A 17549-nucleotide genomic window follows, 5' to 3' on the forward strand; every position below is an offset into this window, starting at 1 on the left:
AAGCGCAGGGGTCTGCACCGACCGTCACGGGTGGCGGAGGCGTGCGCCGTCCCATGAGGGACAGCATGTCTGCACGTTCGACCTGCTTTTTTATTCCTGGTATATTGTATGCAAAGCGCGATTATGCATGATGCCGCCTCGGGGGCACCGGACGCCATAAGAGGAATACCGGGATGGAACGCCAGACGGCACCGCAGGAGGCGCGGGACGCCTCGTCCGCCAAGTGGTGGCAGCTCGCCTTCGGCGTGCTCTGCATGGCGATGATCGCCAACCTGCAATACGGCTGGACGCTGTTCGTCGATCCGATCGACCAGACGCATCATTGGGGTCGCGCCGCGATCCAACTCGCCTTCACGATCTTCGTCGCCACCGAGACGTGGCTGGTGCCGGTCGAGACGTGGTTCGTCGATCGCTACGGTCCGAAGATCGTGGTCTGCTTCGGCGGCGTCATGATCGCCCTGTCCTGGGTGCTGAACGCCTACGCGGATTCGCTCTTCCTGCTCTACATGGCGGCGGTGATCGGCGGCATCGGCGCCGGCTCGGTCTACGGCACCTGCGTGGGCAACGCGCTGAAATGGTTCCCGGATCGCCGCGGTCTGGCCGCCGGTGCCACCGCCGCCGGCTTCGGCGCGGGCGCGGCGGTCACGGTCGTGCCGATCGCGAAGATGATCGCCGCGCACGGCTACGAGCAGGCCTTCCTCACCTTCGGCATCGGCCAGGGCCTCGTCGTCATCGCCCTGTCCTTCCTCCTGCGCAAGCCGTCGGTCGCGGTCCCGGTCAAGCGCAAGAGCCTGCGCCTGCCCCAGACCAAGGTGGACCGCACCCCACGCCAGGCCGTGCGCACCCCCGTCTTCTGGGTGATGTACGCCATGTTCGTGATGGTGGCCTCCGGCGGCCTCATGGCGGCGGCGCAGATCGGCCCGATCGCCCACGACTTCAAGGTGGCCGATGTGCCGGTCAGCCTGTTCGGCCTGCAGATGGCCGCTCTGACGCTCGCGATCTCCCTCGATCGCATCCTCGACGGCTTCGGCCGTCCGTTCTTCGGCTGGGTTTCCGACAATATCGGCCGCGAGAACACGATGTTCATCGCCTTCACGGTCGCGGCGACCGCCTGCCTGGTGATGTACGGCTACGGCCGCAATCCCTACGTCTTCGTCTTCGCCACCGCGGCCTATTTCGCGGTGTTCGGCGAGATCTACTCGCTGTTCCCGGCGACCTGCGGCGACACCTTTGGTTCGAAGTTCGCCGCCAGCAATGCCGGCCTGCTCTACACGGCCAAGGGCACCGCGGCCTTCCTCGTGCCGATGGCGAGCCTGCTCTCGGCGGCCTATGGCTGGTCGGCGGTCTTCGCGCTCATCATTGCGCTCAACATCACGGCGGCCGCGCTGGCGATGTTCGTGCTCAAGCCTTTGCGCCGCCGCTATCTCGCCGCCGAGGCCGAGGCGGGCGAAGTCACGGAGGCCGGCGCCGTCCGCCTCGCCTGAATCCCGGCGGGCCGCTGTCGGACCGCCTTCAGGTCACTCATCATCGAGAACACTTGGAAACGCGCGGCCTGAACCCCCGCGCGTTTCGTTTGACCGGCCAATTGGTATTTGGTATACCAAGCTTGTCGCAACAAGACCTGCCGCCGGAACGAGCGGCTCCGGCCCTCGCGGTGCCGATGAGACGAGACCCGCGGACCGCCCCGAGCGGTCCCGTCCGGCCCAATTCGCCAAAAAATCAGCGACGAACACGTCAAGCCAAAAGGGAGAACGCCGCATGACCGTCCAGGCCCAGAACATCGACGCGATCACCGCGGGCGCCATGCCCCACGAGGAAGCGGAGCTGACCGACGGCTTCCACCTCGTCATCGACGCGCTCAAGCTCAACGGCATTGAGACGATCTACAACGTCCCCGGCATCCCGATCACCGATCTGGGCCGCCTCGCCCAGGCCGAGGGCCTGCGCGTCATCTCCTTCCGCCACGAGCAGAACGCCGGCAACGCCGCCGCCATCGCCGGCTTCCTCACCAAGAAGCCGGGCATCTGCCTCACCGTCTCGGCGCCGGGCTTCCTCAACGGCCTGACCGCGCTGGCCAACGCCACCACCAACTGCTTCCCAATGATCCTGATCTCCGGCTCCTCCGAGCGCGAAATCGTCGATCTGCAGCAGGGCGACTACGAGGAGATGGACCAGCTCGCCATTGCCAAGCCCCTGTGCAAGGCCGCCTTCCGCGTGCTGCACGCCGCCGATATCGGCATCGGCGTGGCGCGTGCCATCCGGGCCGCCGTCTCGGGCCGTCCCGGCGGCGTCTATCTCGATCTGCCCGCCAAGCTGTTCTCGCAGGTGATCGATGCCGGTCTCGGCGCCAAGTCGCTGGTCAAGGTGATCGACGCGGCCCCGGCCCAGCTCCCGGCCCCGTCCGCCGTCGCCCGGGCCCTCGACCTGTTGAAGACTGCCGAGCGCCCGCTGATCGTGCTGGGCAAGGGCGCGGCCTATGCCCAGGCCGACGAGGCGGTGCGCGCGCTCGTCGAGGAATCCGGCATCCCCTACGTGCCGATGAGCATGGCCAAGGGCCTCCTGCCCGACACCCACCCGCTCTCCGCCGGTGCCGCCCGCTCGACCGCGCTGAAGGATTCCGACGTCGTCGTGCTGGTGGGCGCCCGCCTGAACTGGCTGCTCTCGCACGGCAAGGGCAAGACCTGGGGCGAGCCGGGCTCCAAGCGCTTCATCCAGATCGACATCGAGCCTCGCGAGATGGATTCGAACGTCGAGATCGCCGCGCCGCTCGTCGGCGATATCGGCTCCTGCGTCGAGGCGCTGCTCGACGGAATCCGCAAGGACTGGAAGGGCGCGCCGCAGGGCTGGCTCGAGACCATCCGAGGGAAGCGTGAGGCCAACATCGCCAAGATGGCCCCGAAGCTGATGAAGAACACGTCGCCGATGTGCTTCCATTCGGCGCTCGGCGCGCTGCGCACCGTCATCAAGGAGCGGCCCGACGCGATCCTCGTCAATGAGGGCGCCAACACCCTCGATCTCGCCCGTGGCATCATCGACATGTATCAGCCGCGCAAGCGCCTGGATGTCGGCACCTGGGGCGTGATGGGCATCGGCATGGGCTTCGCCGTCGCGGCGGCCGTCGAGACCGGCAAGCCGGTTCTGGCGGTCGAGGGCGACTCGGCCTTCGGCTTCTCCGGCATGGAGGTGGAGACCATCTGCCGTTACGACCTGCCGGTCTGCATCGTGATCTTCAACAACAACGGCATCTACCGCGGCACCGACACCGACCCGACCGGCCGCGATCCCGGAACCACCGTGTTCGTGAAGGACTCGCGCTACGACAAGATGATGGAGGCCTTCGGCGGTATCGGCGTCAACGTCACCACTCCTGACGAGCTGAAGCGGGCCGTGGACGCAGCCATGGACTCGGGCAAGCCGACCCTCATCAATGCCGTGATCGATCCGACCGCCGGCAGCGAGAGCGGCAATATCGGCAGCCTCAACCCGCAGAGCACCCTGAAGAAGAAGACGGCCTGAGACTTTTGGGCCTCCGTCCCTGAGTAAACCGGACCGCGGTGCCGAGAGGCGCCGCGGTCTTCTTCGTTTTCCGGCCCGACCCGCCCTCCGAGCGCCCGCCGCGACATCCGGTGCACCCTCGTCCCCGAAAAGGCAGGGCGCCAGGCAGCTTGGCCGGCCTTGCGCGAAAAGCACCCCATGGCCTCCTCCGCGATCGATCCGACCCTTCCCCTCGACCCGCGGCTGACCGGACGGCTCGCCTTCCTGCCGCGGCTGCCCTCGAAACCCGCCCTGCCGCCGGGCCGCCATGCTCTCGGCCTGTTCGACATCCGCGACGCCGTTCTCTCCGTGCCCGAGCACGTCGATCCGCGCCTGCCGACCCCTCTCGTGGTGCTGTTCCACGGCGGCGGCGGGCACGCGGAGAAGATCCTGCCGATGCTCGAAGGCCATGCCCGGTCGCGGGGCTTCCTGCTGCTCGCGCCGCAATCGCTCCATCCGACCTGGGATCTCGTCATCGCCGGCAACGGCCCGGATCGCGAACGGCTCGACCGGGCGCTGGCGGAGGTCGCCGACCGGTTCCTGATCGATCCGCGCCATCTCGCCTTCGCCGGCCATTCCGACGGAGGCAGCTACGCGCTCTCCCTCGGCCTCACCAACGGCGACCGGATCAGCCACGTCATCGTGTCGTCGGCCGGCTTCATGTCCGTGCAGGTGCAGGCCGGCGCCCCGAAGATCTTCGTGTCGCACGGGACCCGCGACGAGCAGATCGGGATCGATCGCAGCGCCCGCCGCCACGTGCGCCTGCTGCGCGAGGCCGGCTACGACGTCACCTATGTCGAGTATGACGGCCCGCACGCCTACGATCCGGGCGTGGTGACCCAGGCGGTGGACTTCTTCCTCGGCGACTTTTTCGCGTAGGTCGGAACTCAGGCGGAAGATGCGGAGAGCCCGTGCAACTGGCTCATCCCACCCAACCCCTTCATCCTGAGGTGCCGCGAAGCGGCCTCGAAGGAGGATTCCAGATGTCTCTGCGATCCCTGGAGCCCTCCTTCGAGGGCGCCGCTTCGCAGCGCCACCTCGGCGACTGTGTTGGCGGTCAAGCGGTCTGCCATGGTTTCTGATCCCGGATCATGGCGTTGAGGATAGTCAGGAGCTTGCGGGCTACGGCCACGACGGCGACCAGTTTGGGCTTGCCGAGGGCGGCGAGCCGGTCGCGGAAGGCCTTGAGCACCGGGTTGTGACGCGCAGCGGTCAGGGCGGCCAGGAACAGGGCGGTGCGCACCGTCTTGCGCCCACCCGCCACCATCGCCCGGCCCTTCCACTGGCCCGATTGCCGCACGAACGGCGCCAGTCCGGCCAGCGCGGCGATCCGCTTGGCGTCGAGCCGGCCGAGTTCGAGCAGTTCGGCCAGCAGCGTGCGGGCAGTGACCGGCCCGACCCCCGGTACCGAGGCGAGCAGATCCTCGGTCGCCCGCCAAGCCGGCGAGCCGCGGATGCCGTCATCGATCTCGCCGTCGACGCTGGCCAACTCCTTTTCCAAAGCCTTGATCAGGCGGGCGATGCTCTTGGCGATCCGCGGTACCTGGGTGCGGTGGGCGCGGTTCTTCTCGGCGGCGATCATCTCGACGATCTGCCGACGGCGCGCGACGAGATCGGCCAGCATCTGCGTGGCCGCGTCCGGCAAGGGTCGTACGGCCGGCTGGGTGGCCGCCGCGAAGCGGGCGATCACCGCCGCATCAATCCTTCGACAGGCTCAGGATGAGGGGGGCCGTCTTGGCCCGCTGGCCCAAGGCCTGGGCGAAGTGCCGGACCTGGGCCGGGTTGACCACTACCAGCGGCAGACCCGCCCCGGCCAGGGCCGCTGCCGCCACCGTCTCGAAGCCACCCGTCGCCTCGATGGCGACCAAGTCCGGTGACAGGCCCTGAAGCCGCGCCACCAGGTCGCTCAGGCCATGCCCGTCCCGCGTCACAGCGAACGCCTGACCCTGCGGCAGGACATGCACGTCCAGCCGCTCCTTGCTCACGTCGATGCCGACACACACCAGCGCTATCCTGCCCCACCCTTGCGCAACCGGGCTCTGGTGGCCCGAGCGACTGTCCGGGGTCGTTGGATGGACAGGCAGGCAACCCTGCTGAGGTACGGGCTGCAAGGCCCCAGGATAAGCCGGCGTCCTACCCGTCGCCGCAGACCCGATCTGAGCAGATCCGCGCCGGAGAGACTTACAAGGATGAGAGGATGGGATGGGAGTGTCGCCGACTCAAAGCAGCTTCCGTTCGTAGAGCCAGTCAAACAGACTCTGAGTGTGGAGCGCGGGCATGCTTCAGCTTCGCCGCGCGAAGACGCTGCCGATTTTTTCCCAGCCGGCGGTCCGGAATGTCGCCTACGACTCCGGTCCCCACAGCCAGGCAGCCCCCCGGACGCCGGAGGCGTCGCCGTGCCGGCTCGCCCGCACCGGCGTGTCGAACGCATCGGAGAAGACATGGGGCGCGATGCGTTCGGGCAGGGCCGCCACGACGCTCTCGATGCGCGACAGGCCGCCGCCCAGCACGATCACGTCGGGATCGAGCAGGTTGACCACGTGGGCGATGCCGCGGGCGAGACGGTCGAGGTAGCGCGCCAGGGTGGCGGCGGCGCCCGGTTCCCCCTGGAGCGCGGCGGCCACGATCTGTTCGCCGCTCAGCCGCTCACCGGTGCACGCGAGGTGGTCGGCGGCGAGTCCCGGGCCGGACAGCCAAGTTTCGAGGCAGCCGCGTCGCCCGCAATAGCAGGCCGGGCCGGGGCGCTCGTCGTCGCGGGGCCAGGGCAGCGGATTGTGGCCCCATTCCCCGGCGATCGCGTTGCGGCCCGTGAGCGCCTGCCCATCGACGGCGACGCCGGAGCCGACGCCGGTGCCGAGGATCACCGCCCAGACGAGGCGTTCGCCGGCGCCCGCCCCGTCCACGGCCTCCGACACCGCGAGGCAATTGGCATCGTTCTCGACCCGGACCGGGCGACCGAGCCGCGCCGCGATGTCCTGGGCAAAGGGCCGTCCGTTGAGCCAGACCGAATTCGCGTTCTTGATCAGGCCGTTGTGGCGCGACACCGCGCCCGGCATGCCGATGCCGACGCTCGCCCCCTCGGTGCCGGCCTCGGCTTCGAGGGTCGCGACGAGGCCGGCGATGGCATCCAGCGTGCCGGCGTAGTCGCCCCGCGGGGTCGGCACGCGCGTTTCCGCCCGCGTCGTCCCGTCGGGGCCCAGGGCGATCCCGGCGATCTTGGTGCCGCCGAGATCGATCCCGATCCGGATGTCTTGCGCCCTCAAGCCCTTACTGCGCCGCCACGGCCTTCGGGGCCGGTGCATTCGCCGCGTCGCCGGGGGCGACCGGATCCTCGTCCGAGATCTCGGTGCCGATCGAGACCGGGTGCGCCATCACCTGGGCGAGCTTCTCCTTGTCGAGTTCGCCCTCCCAGCGGGACACCACGACCGTCGCGACGCCGTTGCCGATGAGGTTGGTGAGCGCGCGGCACTCCGACATGAACTTGTCGACGCCGAGCACCAGCGTCATCGCCGCCACGGGGACCGGGTTGCCCGGAATGGCGGCCAGCGTCGCGGCGAGCGTGATGAAGCCGGCGCCGGTGACGCCCGAGGCGCCCTTGGACGTCAGCATGGCGACGAGGAAGATCGTCGCGTACTGGCCGATCGAGAGATCGGCGCCCACCGCCTGCGCCAGGAACAGGGTGGTGAGCGTCATGTAGATGTTGGTGCCGTCGAGATTGAACGAGTAGCCGGTCGGGATCACGAGGCCGACGACCGAGTCCGAGGCGCCGAGGCGCTTCATCTTGGTCATCATGTGTGGCAGCACCGTCTCGGAGGACGAGGTGCCGAGCACGATCAGGAGCTCGTCCTTGATGTAGGCGAGGAACTTGAGGATCGAGAAGCCGGCGAACGCCGCGATGCCGCCGAGCACGACGAACACGAACAGCAGCGAGGTGGTGTAGAAGGTGCCCACCAGCCACGCGAGGTCGATGACCTTGCCGATGCCGTACTGGCCCACCGTGAACGCCATCGCGCCGAAGGCGCCGATCGGGGCGAGCTTCACGATGAGGCCGATGATGCGGAAGAACACCTGCCCCGCCGCGTCGATCCCGTGGGTGATGCTCTCGCCCTTCTTGCCCATGCCGGTCAGCACGACGCCGGTCAGGATCGAGATCAGCAGCACCTGCAGCAGGTCGCCGGTGGCGAAGGCGTCGAAGAAGCTCTTGGGGATGATGGCCATAAGGTGGGCGACGGTGGAATCGGCCGCCGCCTTGCTGGCATAGCCCTCGACCGCCTTGGCATCGAGCTTCGTCACGTCCGCGCCGAAGCCGGCGCCGGGCTGGATGATCTCACCCACCAGGATGCCGACCAGCAGCGCCACGGAGGAGACCACCTCGAAATAGATCAAGGCCTTGAGGCCGACGCGGCCGACCTTCTTGAGATCGCCGATCGAGGCGATGCCGTGGACGATGGTGCAGAAGATGATCGGCGCGATCATCATCTTGATCAGCGCGATGAAGGCGTCGCCCATCCACTTGAACGACTTGCCCCAATCGGGCGCGAGCCAGCCGACGAAGATGCCGAGCGCGATGGCGATCAGCACCTGGATGTAGAGCACTTTGTACCACGGCGTGTGCGCGGCGGGCGCACCCGCACCGTGGGGTGCGGCGTGAGCGGAATGAGCCATGTTTCCTCACCGATACCGTGTCGCGCGGCCTCGACCGGGCGGCTTGACGCGACGCTAGTCCGTTTAATCCCGCCCCTCAATCGCATCGCGGTAGTCGGCCACGGCTTTGTAACCCGCCAGCGCCGCCGAGAACCCCGATCACGGCCTTTCGCCTCGAAACGCCAGCGCAATCAAGGGGAAGCGTTCGAGCCGGCGCCGGACCAGCGCGCGGCGCGCGGAAAGCGTGCCCGGTCCAGCCGAGGAGCGGTCGAGACCGGGTCGGGCCTATGACGCCGATGCGGCGCTCGCGCAAGGATCACAGGAAACGGATCGACGACGGCGCGCGGTTGGGGGCGGCAACCGAGCGAAGCCCTGATCGGGAGGCTTTCCCTTTGCCGGAGCGCATTCTAGAAGCGCTTCCATGTTCGGCTTGATCCCCTCGGCGTCGCGAATTACCGGCCCGGCCTCCGCGTAGGCACCGCCTCCTGGCGGCCGCCGGATGCCGGGTGATCCTGTGCCCGCCCCGCCCCATCTCGCCCGTCGAGCCTGAAGAAGACGCCGAATCCGCCATGAGCGACCAGCCCGATGCCGCCGCCGCGGCCGCCCGCGACTATTCCAAGACCCTCTTCCTGCCGAAGACCGAGTTCCCCATGCGCGCCGGCCTGCCGGCCCGCGAGCCGCTCCTCCTGGAGCGCTGGGCGAAGATCGGCCTGTACGAGAGGATCCGGGAGGCCGCGAAGGGTCGCCCGCGCTTCGTGCTCCATGACGGCCCGCCCTACGCCAACGGCAACATCCATATCGGGCACGCGCTCAACAAGATCCTCAAGGACGTGATCGTCCGCTCGCAGGGGGCGCTCGGCCACGACGCGGATTACGTGCCCGGCTGGGACTGCCACGGCCTGCCGATCGAGTGGAAGATCGAGGAGCAGTACCGCGCCAAGGGCAAGAACAAGGACGAGGTGCCGGTGCTGGAGTTCCGCCAGCAATGCCGGGCCTTCGCCGCGGAATGGCTGAACGTCCAGCGGGACGAGTTCAAGCGCCTGGGCGTCACCGGCGACTGGGATCGACCCTACTCGACCATGGCCTATCCGGCCGAGGCGCGCATCGCCGCCGAACTCATGAAATTTGCGGCGAGCGGCCAGCTCTATCGCGGCTCGAAGCCGGTGATGTGGTCCGTGGTCGAGAAGACCGCTCTGGCGGAAGCCGAGGTCGAGTACGAGGAGCATGTCAGCGACACGATCTTCGTCGCCTTCCCGATCCGCGCCGGGGCTCTGGCGGAATGGTCCGGCGCCCGCGTCGTCATCTGGACGACCACGCCCTGGACGATCCCCGGCAACCGCGCCGTCGCCTATTCCAAGAAGGTCGCCTACGGCCTCTACCGGGTGACCGCGGCGGCCGAGGACAATTGGGCCCGGATCGGCGACACCTACCTGCTCGCCGATGCGCTGGCCGAGGGCGTGTTCAGGGCCGCCCGCGTCGAGGCTTTCGAACGGGTCGCGGACGCGCCGACCGAACGCCTCGCCGGCCTGACCCTGTCGCATCCCCTTGCTTCCTTCGATCCCGGCTACGGCTTCGCTGTGCCGATGCTCGACGGCGAGCACGTCACCGACGAGGCCGGAACCGGCTTCGTCCACACGGCGCCGAGCCATGGCCGCGAGGATTTCGAGGTCTGGATGGCCAATGGCCGTCGCCTCACCGAGGCCGGCATCGAGACCCGCATTCCCTACACCGTCGATGCCGACGGCGCCCTCACCAAGGAGGCGCCGGGCTTCACGAGCCGGCGCGTCTTCAACGACAAGGGCGACAAGGGCGATGCCAACAAGGCGGTCATCGCCGCCCTGACCGAGGCGGGCGCCCTCGTGGCCCGCGGCGTGCTGCGCCACCAATACCCGCATTCCTGGCGCTCGAAGAAGCCGGTCATCTTCCGCAACACGCCGCAATGGTTCATCGCCATGGATCGGCCGGTGGACGCGCTCGGCAACCGCACCCTGCGGGAGGTCGCCCTCCAGGCGATCGAGGACACGCAATGGGTCCCGCCCCAGGGCAAGAACCGCATCAACGGGATGGTCTCCGGCCGGCCCGATTGGGTGGTCTCGCGCCAGCGCGCCTGGGGCGTGCCGATCACGGTGTTCGTCCACAAGGACAGCGGCGAGGTGCTGCGCGACGCGGCGGTCAACGCCCGGATCGCCGAGGCCTTCGCCGCCGAGGGGGCCGATGCGTGGTTCGCCGAGGACGCGACCGCCCGCTTCCTCGCCCCCGAACACGATCCGGCCGCCTACCAGAAGGTGACGGACGTCCTCGACGTCTGGTTCGATTCCGGCTCGACCCACGCCTTCGTCCTCGACGACGCGCAGGCCTTTCCGGGCCTTGCCGGCATTCGCCGCGCCGTCGATGGCGGGCCCGACCGGGTGATGTATCTAGAGGGCTCCGACCAGCATCGCGGCTGGTTCCAGTCCTCCCTGCTCGAATCCTGCGGCACCAAGGGCCACGCGCCCTACGACGTGGTGCTGACCCACGGCTTCGTCCTCGACCCCAAGGGCGAGAAGATGTCGAAGTCGAAGGGTAACGTCGTGGCGCCCCAGACCGTCATCAAGGAATCCGGCGCCGACATCCTGCGCCTGTGGGTCGCGGCCTCCGATTACTCGGACGATCTGCGGATCGGCCCGGAGATCGTCAAAACCTTCGCCGAGACCTACCGCAAGCTGCGCAATTCCCTGCGCTGGATGCTCGGTTCCCTCGCCCACCGGGTGCCGGGCGACGACGTCCCGTTCGCCGAGATGCCGGAACTGGAGCGCCTGATCCTGCACCGCCTGGCCCAGCTCGACGGAGAGATCCGCGAGGCCTACGCGACCTACGACACCAAGCGGATCGTGGCCCTGCTCAACGGCTTCATGACTGGCGACCTCTCGGCCTTCTACTTCGACGTGCGCAAGGATGCGCTCTACTGCGACCCGATCTCGTCGGTGACCCGGCGGGCGTCGCTGCAGGTCATCGATGCGGCGTTCGCGCGCGTCACGGTCTGGCTCGCGCCGGTTCTCGCCTTCACCGCGGAGGAGGCTTGGCTCGACCGCTCGCCCTCGGAGGACGGCTCGGTCCATCTCCAGACCCTGCCGCAGACGGATGCCGCGTGGCGCGACGACGCGCTCGCCGCGCGCTGGCAGAAGATCCGGCGCGTGCGCCGGGTCGTGACCGGCGCGCTCGAGATCGAGCGGGCGGCCAAGCGCATCGGCGCGAGCCTGGAGGCGGCGCCCGTCGTCTACGTGTCCGATCCCGACCTGCTCGGGGCGCTCGACGGCGTCGATTTCGCGGAGGTCTGCATCACCTCCGCCATCACGGTCCGTGCGGGCGAGGGGCCGGCCGAGGCCTTCCGCCTCGACGACGTGAAGGGCGTCGCGGTGGTGCCGGAGCGGGCGGAAGGGCGCAAATGCGCCCGGTCCTGGCGCGTCACCGAGTCGGTCGGCGCCGATCCGGACTATCCCGACGTGACGCCCCGCGACGCCCAGGCCCTGCGCGAGTGGGATGCGGCGCACGCGAATGCGGTGCACCCGGAGGCGGGCGCGGCGTGAGCCCGTTCCGCGCCGGGCTGCTCGCCGCCCTCGTCACGCTGCTGCTCGACCAAGCCACGAAGCTCGGGCTGTATTTCGGCACCGATCTCGTGATGACCGGGCCGTGGCGGGTCGCCCCCTTCGCCGATCTCGTCGTTGTGTGGAACCGGGGCATCTCCTACGGCCTGTTCCAGCAGGAGGGCGGGCTCGGGCGCTGGCTCCTCGTCGCGCTCTCGCTCGTGGCCTCGGTCGGCCTGTCGGTCTGGATGAGCCGTGCGGCCACGCAGCTCCTGGCCGTCGCCCTCGGGCTCATCGTCGGCGGCGCGCTCGGCAACGCCATCGACCGGGCGGCCTACGGGGCCGTGTTCGACTTCGTCCACCTGCATGCGGGCACGTGGTCCTGGTACGTGTTCAACGTGGCGGATGCCGCCATCGTGGCCGGTGTCGTCGGTCTGATCCTCGACAGCCTGCGCCCGGCCGCGCCCCGCCATTCCTGACGGGTCGGGCGCGCGGCCGAACGGTTTTCAACCCGTGATCGGCGGACGGGTGCGGCAAAGCGCTCCCCTGCCATATGATCGCCCGAAACCCGGCCCACCCCGTCCCCGGGGATCGGGGCACAACGTCCGGAACACGGTCCGGCCGACCGGCTCCGCCAGAGAGCCGGCCCGAAGGCGGGAGAGGGCGAGATGAGCGGTCGGCGCGGTGTGTCTGTGGCCTGGGCGTCTCCGGCCGTCCGGTATCTTCTGGCCAGTGCGGGACTGTCCGTCTGTCTCGCGACCGCCGCACCGGCCTGGGCCGAGGGCGAGCTGATGCGCGACGCGCTCAGCGGCATGGGCCTGATCGAGCCCGAGCGCCCCGCCATCACCTACCGTGAGCGTGCACCCCTCGCCATGCCGCCCAAGCTCGGCGGCCAGCAGGATCTCACCGCCGGGTTGCCGGTGCCCCGTGCCCGTCAGGCCGATCCGGCCTGGCCGAAGGATCCCGAGGTGATCCAGCGCGAGCGCGCCGCCATCGAGGCGAAGAAGCCGATCGTCCGCGGCGCCCAGGGCCGCATGAACGACAACAACGAGACGCTCTCGATCTACGAGATGGAGGCCGGCCGGAAGGCCGGCGCGGGCGGGCTGACCGGCCCGGCGGGAACGCCCGGACAAGGCGACACCCGCGACTCGACCTGGCTCAACCCGTTCGAGATCTTCAGCGGCAAGGCCGAGAAGACCGAGCCGTCCGTGGCCGAGCCCGACCGCGACACCTTGACCGACCCGCCCAACGGCTACCGGAAGGCCCCCGTCAAGGTCGCCAAGCCGCAGGGCACGCCGGTGGGTGGCCCGATCAGTGATCGTGAAGAAGCCGATCCGCGTGCCTATCTGAGAAGCCCGGGCCGTTACTGAGGCACGGGACGAGAGGGAAGCCGCCGCTGGGGCCCGTGCCCCTTTGTCGGCGAGCGTCCCGTTTCGGCACCGAATCCCGCCCTGGTGCGGCGGCGATTCACCGACGGAACGATGGGAAGTGGCCGCGCGGACACGACGCGCGGTACGGTATTTGCGCCCGGCATCAATTCTCGGGAGAATGCCGGGCATTCGGGACGGAAAGCGCGGACGGGCGGAAGTGCCCTCGCACAGGGACAGACAATGCATCTCTACCGGAAGGCCATCACCCCTCTGGGACCGCAGCGCGGCTTCGCGCATGCCGGTCGGGTGGAGGCCGCCCCGTTCGGGCGATCCGAGGCGGGCGGACCGGAGGTCTCGGCCTTCGCCCTCGACAACGGCCTCGACGTCGTGGTGGTGCCCGATCACCGCGCCCCGGTGGCGACCCACATGATCTGGTACCGCAACGGCTCGGCCGATGATCCGATCGGCCAGTCGGGCATCGCCCACTTCCTCGAGCACCTGATGTTCAAGGGGACGGAGCGGCACCCGGCCGGCGCCTTCTCGAAGGCGGTTTCGGGTCTCGGCGGCCAGGAGAACGCCTTCACCAGCTACGACTACACCGCCTATTTCCAGCGCGTCGCCCGCGATCATCTCGCGACCATGATGGAATTCGAGGCCGACCGGATGAGCGGCCTCGTCCTCGACGATGCCGTGGTGGCGCCCGAGCGCGACGTGGTGCTGGAGGAGCGCCGCATGCGGGTCGAGACCGATCCGTCCGCCCAGCTCTCCGAGGCCATGGCGGCCTCGCTGTTCGTGCACCATCCCTACGGCATCCCGATCATCGGCTGGATGCACGAGATCGAGGAACTGAACCGCACCCACGCGATCGATTACTATCGCCGCTTCTACACCCCCGAGAACGCGATCCTCGTCGTCGCGGGCGACGTGACGCCCGACGAGGTCCGGCGCCTCGCCGAGGACACCTACGGCAGGGTGACGCCGCAGGGCGCGCGCCCGATCCGCCACCGTCCGCGCGAGCCGGAGCCGCGGGCGATGCGGCGCCTCGCCGTCGCCGACCCGAAGGTCGAGCAGCCGACCCTGCAGCGGCTCTACCTCACCCCCTCCTGCATGACCGCCCGCGACGGCGAGGGCCATGCCCTCGAGCTGCTCGCCGAGGTGATCGGCGGCGGCGCGACCTCGTTCCTCTACCGCCAGCTGGTGCTCGAACTCGGCGTCGCGGTGAATGCGGGCGCTTGGTACATGGGCTCGGCGATGGATGACACGCGCTTCGCCGTCTACGCGGTGCCCGCCGAGGGCGTGAGTCTCGAGGCCTTGGAGGAGCATGTCGACCGCGTGCTGCGCCGCGCGGCCGAGGCCCTCGACCCGGAGGCGATCGAGCGGGCCAAGATCCGGCTCGTGGCCGAGACGGTCTATTCGTCGGATTCGCAATCCTCGCTCGCCCGCATCTACGGCTCGGCCCTCGCCATCGGCGAGACCGTCGAGGAGGTGCGTCGCTGGCCGACCGACATCGAGGCGGTGACCCGCGACCGCCTCGTGGCGGTGGCCGCCCGTTACCTCGTGCCCGCCCGCTCGGTGACCGGCTACCTCACCAAGGCCCGCGACCCCGAGGTCACCCTGGCCTGACGCAGCCCTCCGCCCCTTTCTCGGCGCCCTGAGCGTGGCGCCCCTCGATATTGAATCAAGGACGTACCGATGAACCTCGCCGAGACTGGCACCCGCGCCGCGACCTCGCCGACCCAGGCGCTGCCGGTGGCGGCCGCCCCCGGCATCGAGGCATGGCACGTCGCCTCGCCCGTGGTGCCGATGATCGCCCTGTCCTTCACCTTCGAAGGCGGGGCGGCGCAGGATCCGGAGGGCAAGTCCGGCACCGCGCAGATGCTCGGGCGCCTGCTCGACGAGGGCGCGGGCGACCTCGATTCCGACGCCTTCCAGGAAGCGCTCGCGGCCCGGGCGATCGAACTGAGCTTCCACACCGGGCCCGACTCGATCGGCGGCTCGCTCAAGACCCTGCTGACCCATGCCGACGAGGCGATCCGCCTCCTGGCGATGGCCCTCGCCGAGCCGCGTTTCGATGCCCCGGCCATCGAGCGGGTGCGGGCGCAGATGATCGCGAGCCTGCGCTATCAGCAGAACGACCCCGGCGTGATGGCCTCCCGCCGGTACTTCCGTGAAGCCTTTCCGGGCCATCCCTACAGCCGCCCGTCCTCGGGAACGATCGAGAGCGTCTCGGCCATCACCCGCGACGATCTCGTGGCGATGCACCGGGCCCTGATCGGCCGCGGCGGGCTGAAGGTCGCCGCCGTCGGTGCCTTCGACGCGGACGGCATCGCGGCCATGGTCGCGCGCGCCTTCGGCGGATTGCCGGAGGCCGGGCCGCTCAAGCCGGTGCCGCCGACCCGCATCCACGCACTCGACCGGCGCATCGTCGTCGATCTCGACGTGCCGCAATCGGTGATCCGCTTCGGCCTGCCGGGCATCGCGTGGCGCGATCCGGACTTCATCCCGGCCTACGTGCTGAATCACATCCTGGGTGGCGGCGCCTTCACCTCCCGTCTGTTCCAGGAAGTGCGCGAGAAGCGCGGGCTCGCCTACACGGTCGGCACCTCGCTGACCTCGCATCGGGCGGTCGCGATGACCTGGGGCTACACCGCGACCAAGAACGAGCGGGTGACCGAGGCCCTCGACGTGATCGGCGACGAGATTTCCCGTCTCATCACCGACGGTCCCTCCGACGAGGAACTGCAGAAGGCCAAGGATTACCTCACCGGGTCCTACGCCCTGGGCTTCGACACCTCGACCAAGATCGCCGGCCAACTCGTGCAGATCGCCTTCGAGGGGCTCGGCATGGACTATATCGCCCGCCGCAACGACCTCGTGGCGAGCGTGACCCAGGCGGATATTCGCCGCGCCGGCGCCCGCACCCTCGGCGACGGCAAGATGCTGGTGGTGGCCGCCGGGCGGCCGACGGGGATGTAAGGCGGCACGCTTTCGGACGTCTAGGGCCGGCACGCGGGGACGCGGTGCCGGCCTTTTCGTTTCACGTTCAGGACGGGTGATGCCTTGGGCTCCCGGCCCGATTGCCTATCTGGAGGCCTCCCGGCTTTCCCCGCGAGGCACGCGATGCAACTCACCGGACTCCACCACGTCACCGCCGTCACGGCGCAGGCGGCCGACAACCTCGCCTTCTACACGCGGGTGTTGGGCCTGAGGCTCGTCAAGAAGACGGTCAATCAGGACGACGTCTCGGCCTACCACCTGTTCTATGCCGACGGGCGCGCCTCGCCGGGCTCCGACCTCACCTTCTTCGACTGGCCGGCGCCGCCCGAGCGTCGCGGCACCAACAGCGTCGCGCGCACCGCCTTCCGCGTCTCGGGGGATGGGACGCTCGATTGGTGGCGCGAACATTTCGGGCGCCAGGGGGTGGATCACCATCCGGCGGTGATGCGCGACGGGCGCCTCACCCTCGATTTCGAGGATGGTGAGGGGCAGCGCCTCAGCCTGATCGACGACGGCGGCGCGGGCGAGGCCCATCCCTGGGAGGCAAGCCCGGTTCCGGCCGCCCACCAGATCCGCGGACTCGGCCCGATCCGTCTTGCCGTGGCCCAACCCGAGCGCACGGCGGCGGTGCTGACCGAGATCATGGGCTTTCGCCGGTCCCGCACCTTCGAACTGCCCGAAGGGCAGGTGACGGTGTTCGAGACCGGGCCGGGCGGCCCGGCGGCGGAGGTCCATCTCCTGCAGGATACCGCAGCGCCCGCCCGTCAGGGCGCCGGCTGCGTCCACCATGTCGCCTTCCGGGTGCCGGATGCGGATTACGATGCCTGGGCCGATCGGCTCCGGCAGCGCCGGGTCCCGTCCAGCGGCCCGGTGGACCGCTACTATTTCCGCAGCCTCTACTTCCGCGAGCCCAACGGCATCCTGTTCGAGATCGCCACCGACGGCCCCGGCTTCGCCACTGACGAGCCGATGGAGACGCTTGGCGAGCGCCTCGCCCTTCCACCTTTCCTGGAGCCGCGCCGGGCCGAGATCGAGGCGGGATTGAAGCCGCTTTAAACGGGCCGGTCGTCTTGTTGACTGCTGATTGTATGCGTGGAAAATTGCAAACAAAGAACGTATGCAAATGTAGGCATCATGTGGGGCAGACGATCAGCAGTACTCCTTTTTTTCGTGGGGGTGATCGCCCCCCCGAACGCGAGTGACGCGGCGGAAGAGGTTGGCAAAACGCGTGCAGTTGGCAAGCCAGCAATCTGCCTGTCGTATGAGGGTCGTATCAGTTTATCGGGTCGTCTGATCAAGCGGACAATCATAGGGCCACCCAACTATGAGAGCATTGCTGATGGTGACCGTCCTCTCGATCTACTGATGCTCGTGCTACCGGAACCCATCTGCATGGTGGCAGACAAGGGACGCACCAATGATCTGGAAGGTGACGTCTCTG

Annotated in this window: 11 protein-coding genes and 1 pseudogene; 9 read left to right on the plus strand and 3 right to left on the minus strand. The window is 69.0% G+C overall.

Features of this window, described 5'->3' with window-relative positions; genetic code table 11:
* The first annotated feature begins 173 nt into the window (after positions 1-173).
* The 3 genes from oxlT (at position 174) to OWC43_RS05120 (ending at position 4413) form a co-directional block, all read left to right on the plus strand.
* On the plus strand, positions 174-1484 hold the full coding sequence (oxlT, locus tag OWC43_RS05110) for an oxalate/formate MFS antiporter (protein ID WP_393955939.1): 1311 nt from the start codon (positions 174-176) through the stop codon (positions 1482-1484).
* 274 nt (positions 1485-1758) lie between these two features.
* Positions 1759-3516, plus strand: coding sequence for an oxalyl-CoA decarboxylase (oxc, locus tag OWC43_RS05115; RefSeq protein WP_137827580.1), 1758 nt, complete (start codon positions 1759-1761; stop codon positions 3514-3516).
* A 177-nt stretch (positions 3517-3693) separates the two neighbouring features.
* Positions 3694-4413 (plus strand): alpha/beta hydrolase, encoded by a 720-nt coding sequence (locus OWC43_RS05120; protein WP_137827579.1) that lies wholly within the window; start codon positions 3694-3696, stop codon positions 4411-4413.
* 178 nt (positions 4414-4591) lie between these two features.
* Here the strand turns inward: OWC43_RS05120 and OWC43_RS05125 are convergent.
* The 3 genes and pseudogenes from OWC43_RS05125 to OWC43_RS05135 form a co-directional block, all read right to left on the minus strand.
* A pseudogene (locus tag OWC43_RS05125) lies at positions 4592-5546 on the minus strand (IS110 family transposase).
* Between the two features lie 330 nt (positions 5547-5876).
* Entirely contained in the window at positions 5877-6836 is a 960-nt protein-coding gene (locus tag OWC43_RS05130) for an ROK family protein (RefSeq protein WP_393955940.1), read from the minus strand.
* Positions 6802-8199, minus strand: coding sequence for a dicarboxylate/amino acid:cation symporter (locus OWC43_RS05135; protein ID WP_137827577.1), 1398 nt, complete (start codon positions 8197-8199; stop codon positions 6802-6804). The genes OWC43_RS05130 and OWC43_RS05135 overlap by 35 nt, the downstream gene beginning before the upstream one ends.
* 548 nt (positions 8200-8747) lie before the next feature.
* On the opposite strand from OWC43_RS05135, the gene ileS reads away from it, so the two are divergent.
* From ileS to OWC43_RS05165, 6 genes are all read left to right on the plus strand, one after another.
* The gene (ileS, locus tag OWC43_RS05140) at positions 8748-11744 is read left to right on the plus strand and encodes an isoleucine--tRNA ligase (RefSeq protein ID WP_393955941.1); all 2997 of its coding nucleotides are present in this window, start codon (positions 8748-8750) and stop codon (positions 11742-11744) included.
* Complete coding sequence (lspA, locus tag OWC43_RS05145; protein ID WP_393955942.1) at positions 11741-12220, plus strand: signal peptidase II; 480 nt, start codon at positions 11741-11743, stop codon at positions 12218-12220. Before ileS ends, lspA begins: the two co-directional genes overlap by 4 nt.
* 189 nt (positions 12221-12409) lie before the next feature.
* Positions 12410-13111: a hypothetical protein gene (locus OWC43_RS05150; protein ID WP_137827574.1), complete on the plus strand. Its 702-nt coding sequence runs from the start codon at positions 12410-12412 to the stop codon at positions 13109-13111.
* Positions 13112-13351: 240 nt separating this feature from the next.
* Positions 13352-14734 carry a pitrilysin family protein gene (locus tag OWC43_RS05155; protein WP_238307925.1) on the plus strand — a complete coding sequence of 461 codons (1383 nt, stop codon included), beginning with the start codon at positions 13352-13354 and terminating at the stop codon, positions 14732-14734.
* Between the two features lie 69 nt (positions 14735-14803).
* Entirely contained in the window at positions 14804-16087 is a 1284-nt protein-coding gene (locus tag OWC43_RS05160) for a pitrilysin family protein (protein ID WP_137827572.1), read from the plus strand.
* Between the two features lie 144 nt (positions 16088-16231).
* Positions 16232-17164: a ring-cleaving dioxygenase gene (locus OWC43_RS05165; RefSeq protein ID WP_137827571.1), complete on the plus strand. Its 933-nt coding sequence runs from the start codon at positions 16232-16234 to the stop codon at positions 17162-17164.
* Positions 17165-17549 lie beyond the last annotated feature (385 nt).

Origin of the sequence: Methylorubrum sp. POS3 (assembly GCF_043352485.1) — a bacterium.
Classification (GTDB): domain Bacteria; phylum Pseudomonadota; class Alphaproteobacteria; order Rhizobiales; family Beijerinckiaceae; genus Methylobacterium; species Methylobacterium suomiense.

Excerpts from the sequence above, each read along its gene's own strand:
- OWC43_RS05120 (WP_137827579.1), top strand. The coding sequence starts at position 3,694 with ATGGCCTCCTCCGCGATCGATCCGACCCTTCCCCTCGACCCGCGGCTG.
- OWC43_RS05130 (WP_393955940.1), bottom strand. The coding sequence starts at position 6,836 with ATGCACCGGCCCCGAAGGCCGTGGCGGCGCAGTAAGGGCTTGAGGGCG.
- OWC43_RS05155 (WP_238307925.1), top strand. The coding sequence starts at position 13,352 with ATGCATCTCTACCGGAAGGCCATCACCCCTCTGGGACCGCAGCGCGGC.
- OWC43_RS05135 (WP_137827577.1), bottom strand. The coding sequence starts at position 8,199 with ATGGCTCATTCCGCTCACGCCGCACCCCACGGTGCGGGTGCGCCCGCC.
- ileS (WP_393955941.1), top strand. The coding sequence starts at position 8,748 with ATGAGCGACCAGCCCGATGCCGCCGCCGCGGCCGCCCGCGACTATTCC.
- oxc (WP_137827580.1), top strand. The coding sequence starts at position 1,759 with ATGACCGTCCAGGCCCAGAACATCGACGCGATCACCGCGGGCGCCATG.
- OWC43_RS05160 (WP_137827572.1), top strand. The coding sequence starts at position 14,804 with ATGAACCTCGCCGAGACTGGCACCCGCGCCGCGACCTCGCCGACCCAG.
- oxlT (WP_393955939.1), top strand. The coding sequence starts at position 174 with ATGGAACGCCAGACGGCACCGCAGGAGGCGCGGGACGCCTCGTCCGCC.
- OWC43_RS05165 (WP_137827571.1), top strand. The coding sequence starts at position 16,232 with ATGCAACTCACCGGACTCCACCACGTCACCGCCGTCACGGCGCAGGCG.
- OWC43_RS05150 (WP_137827574.1), top strand. The coding sequence starts at position 12,410 with ATGAGCGGTCGGCGCGGTGTGTCTGTGGCCTGGGCGTCTCCGGCCGTC.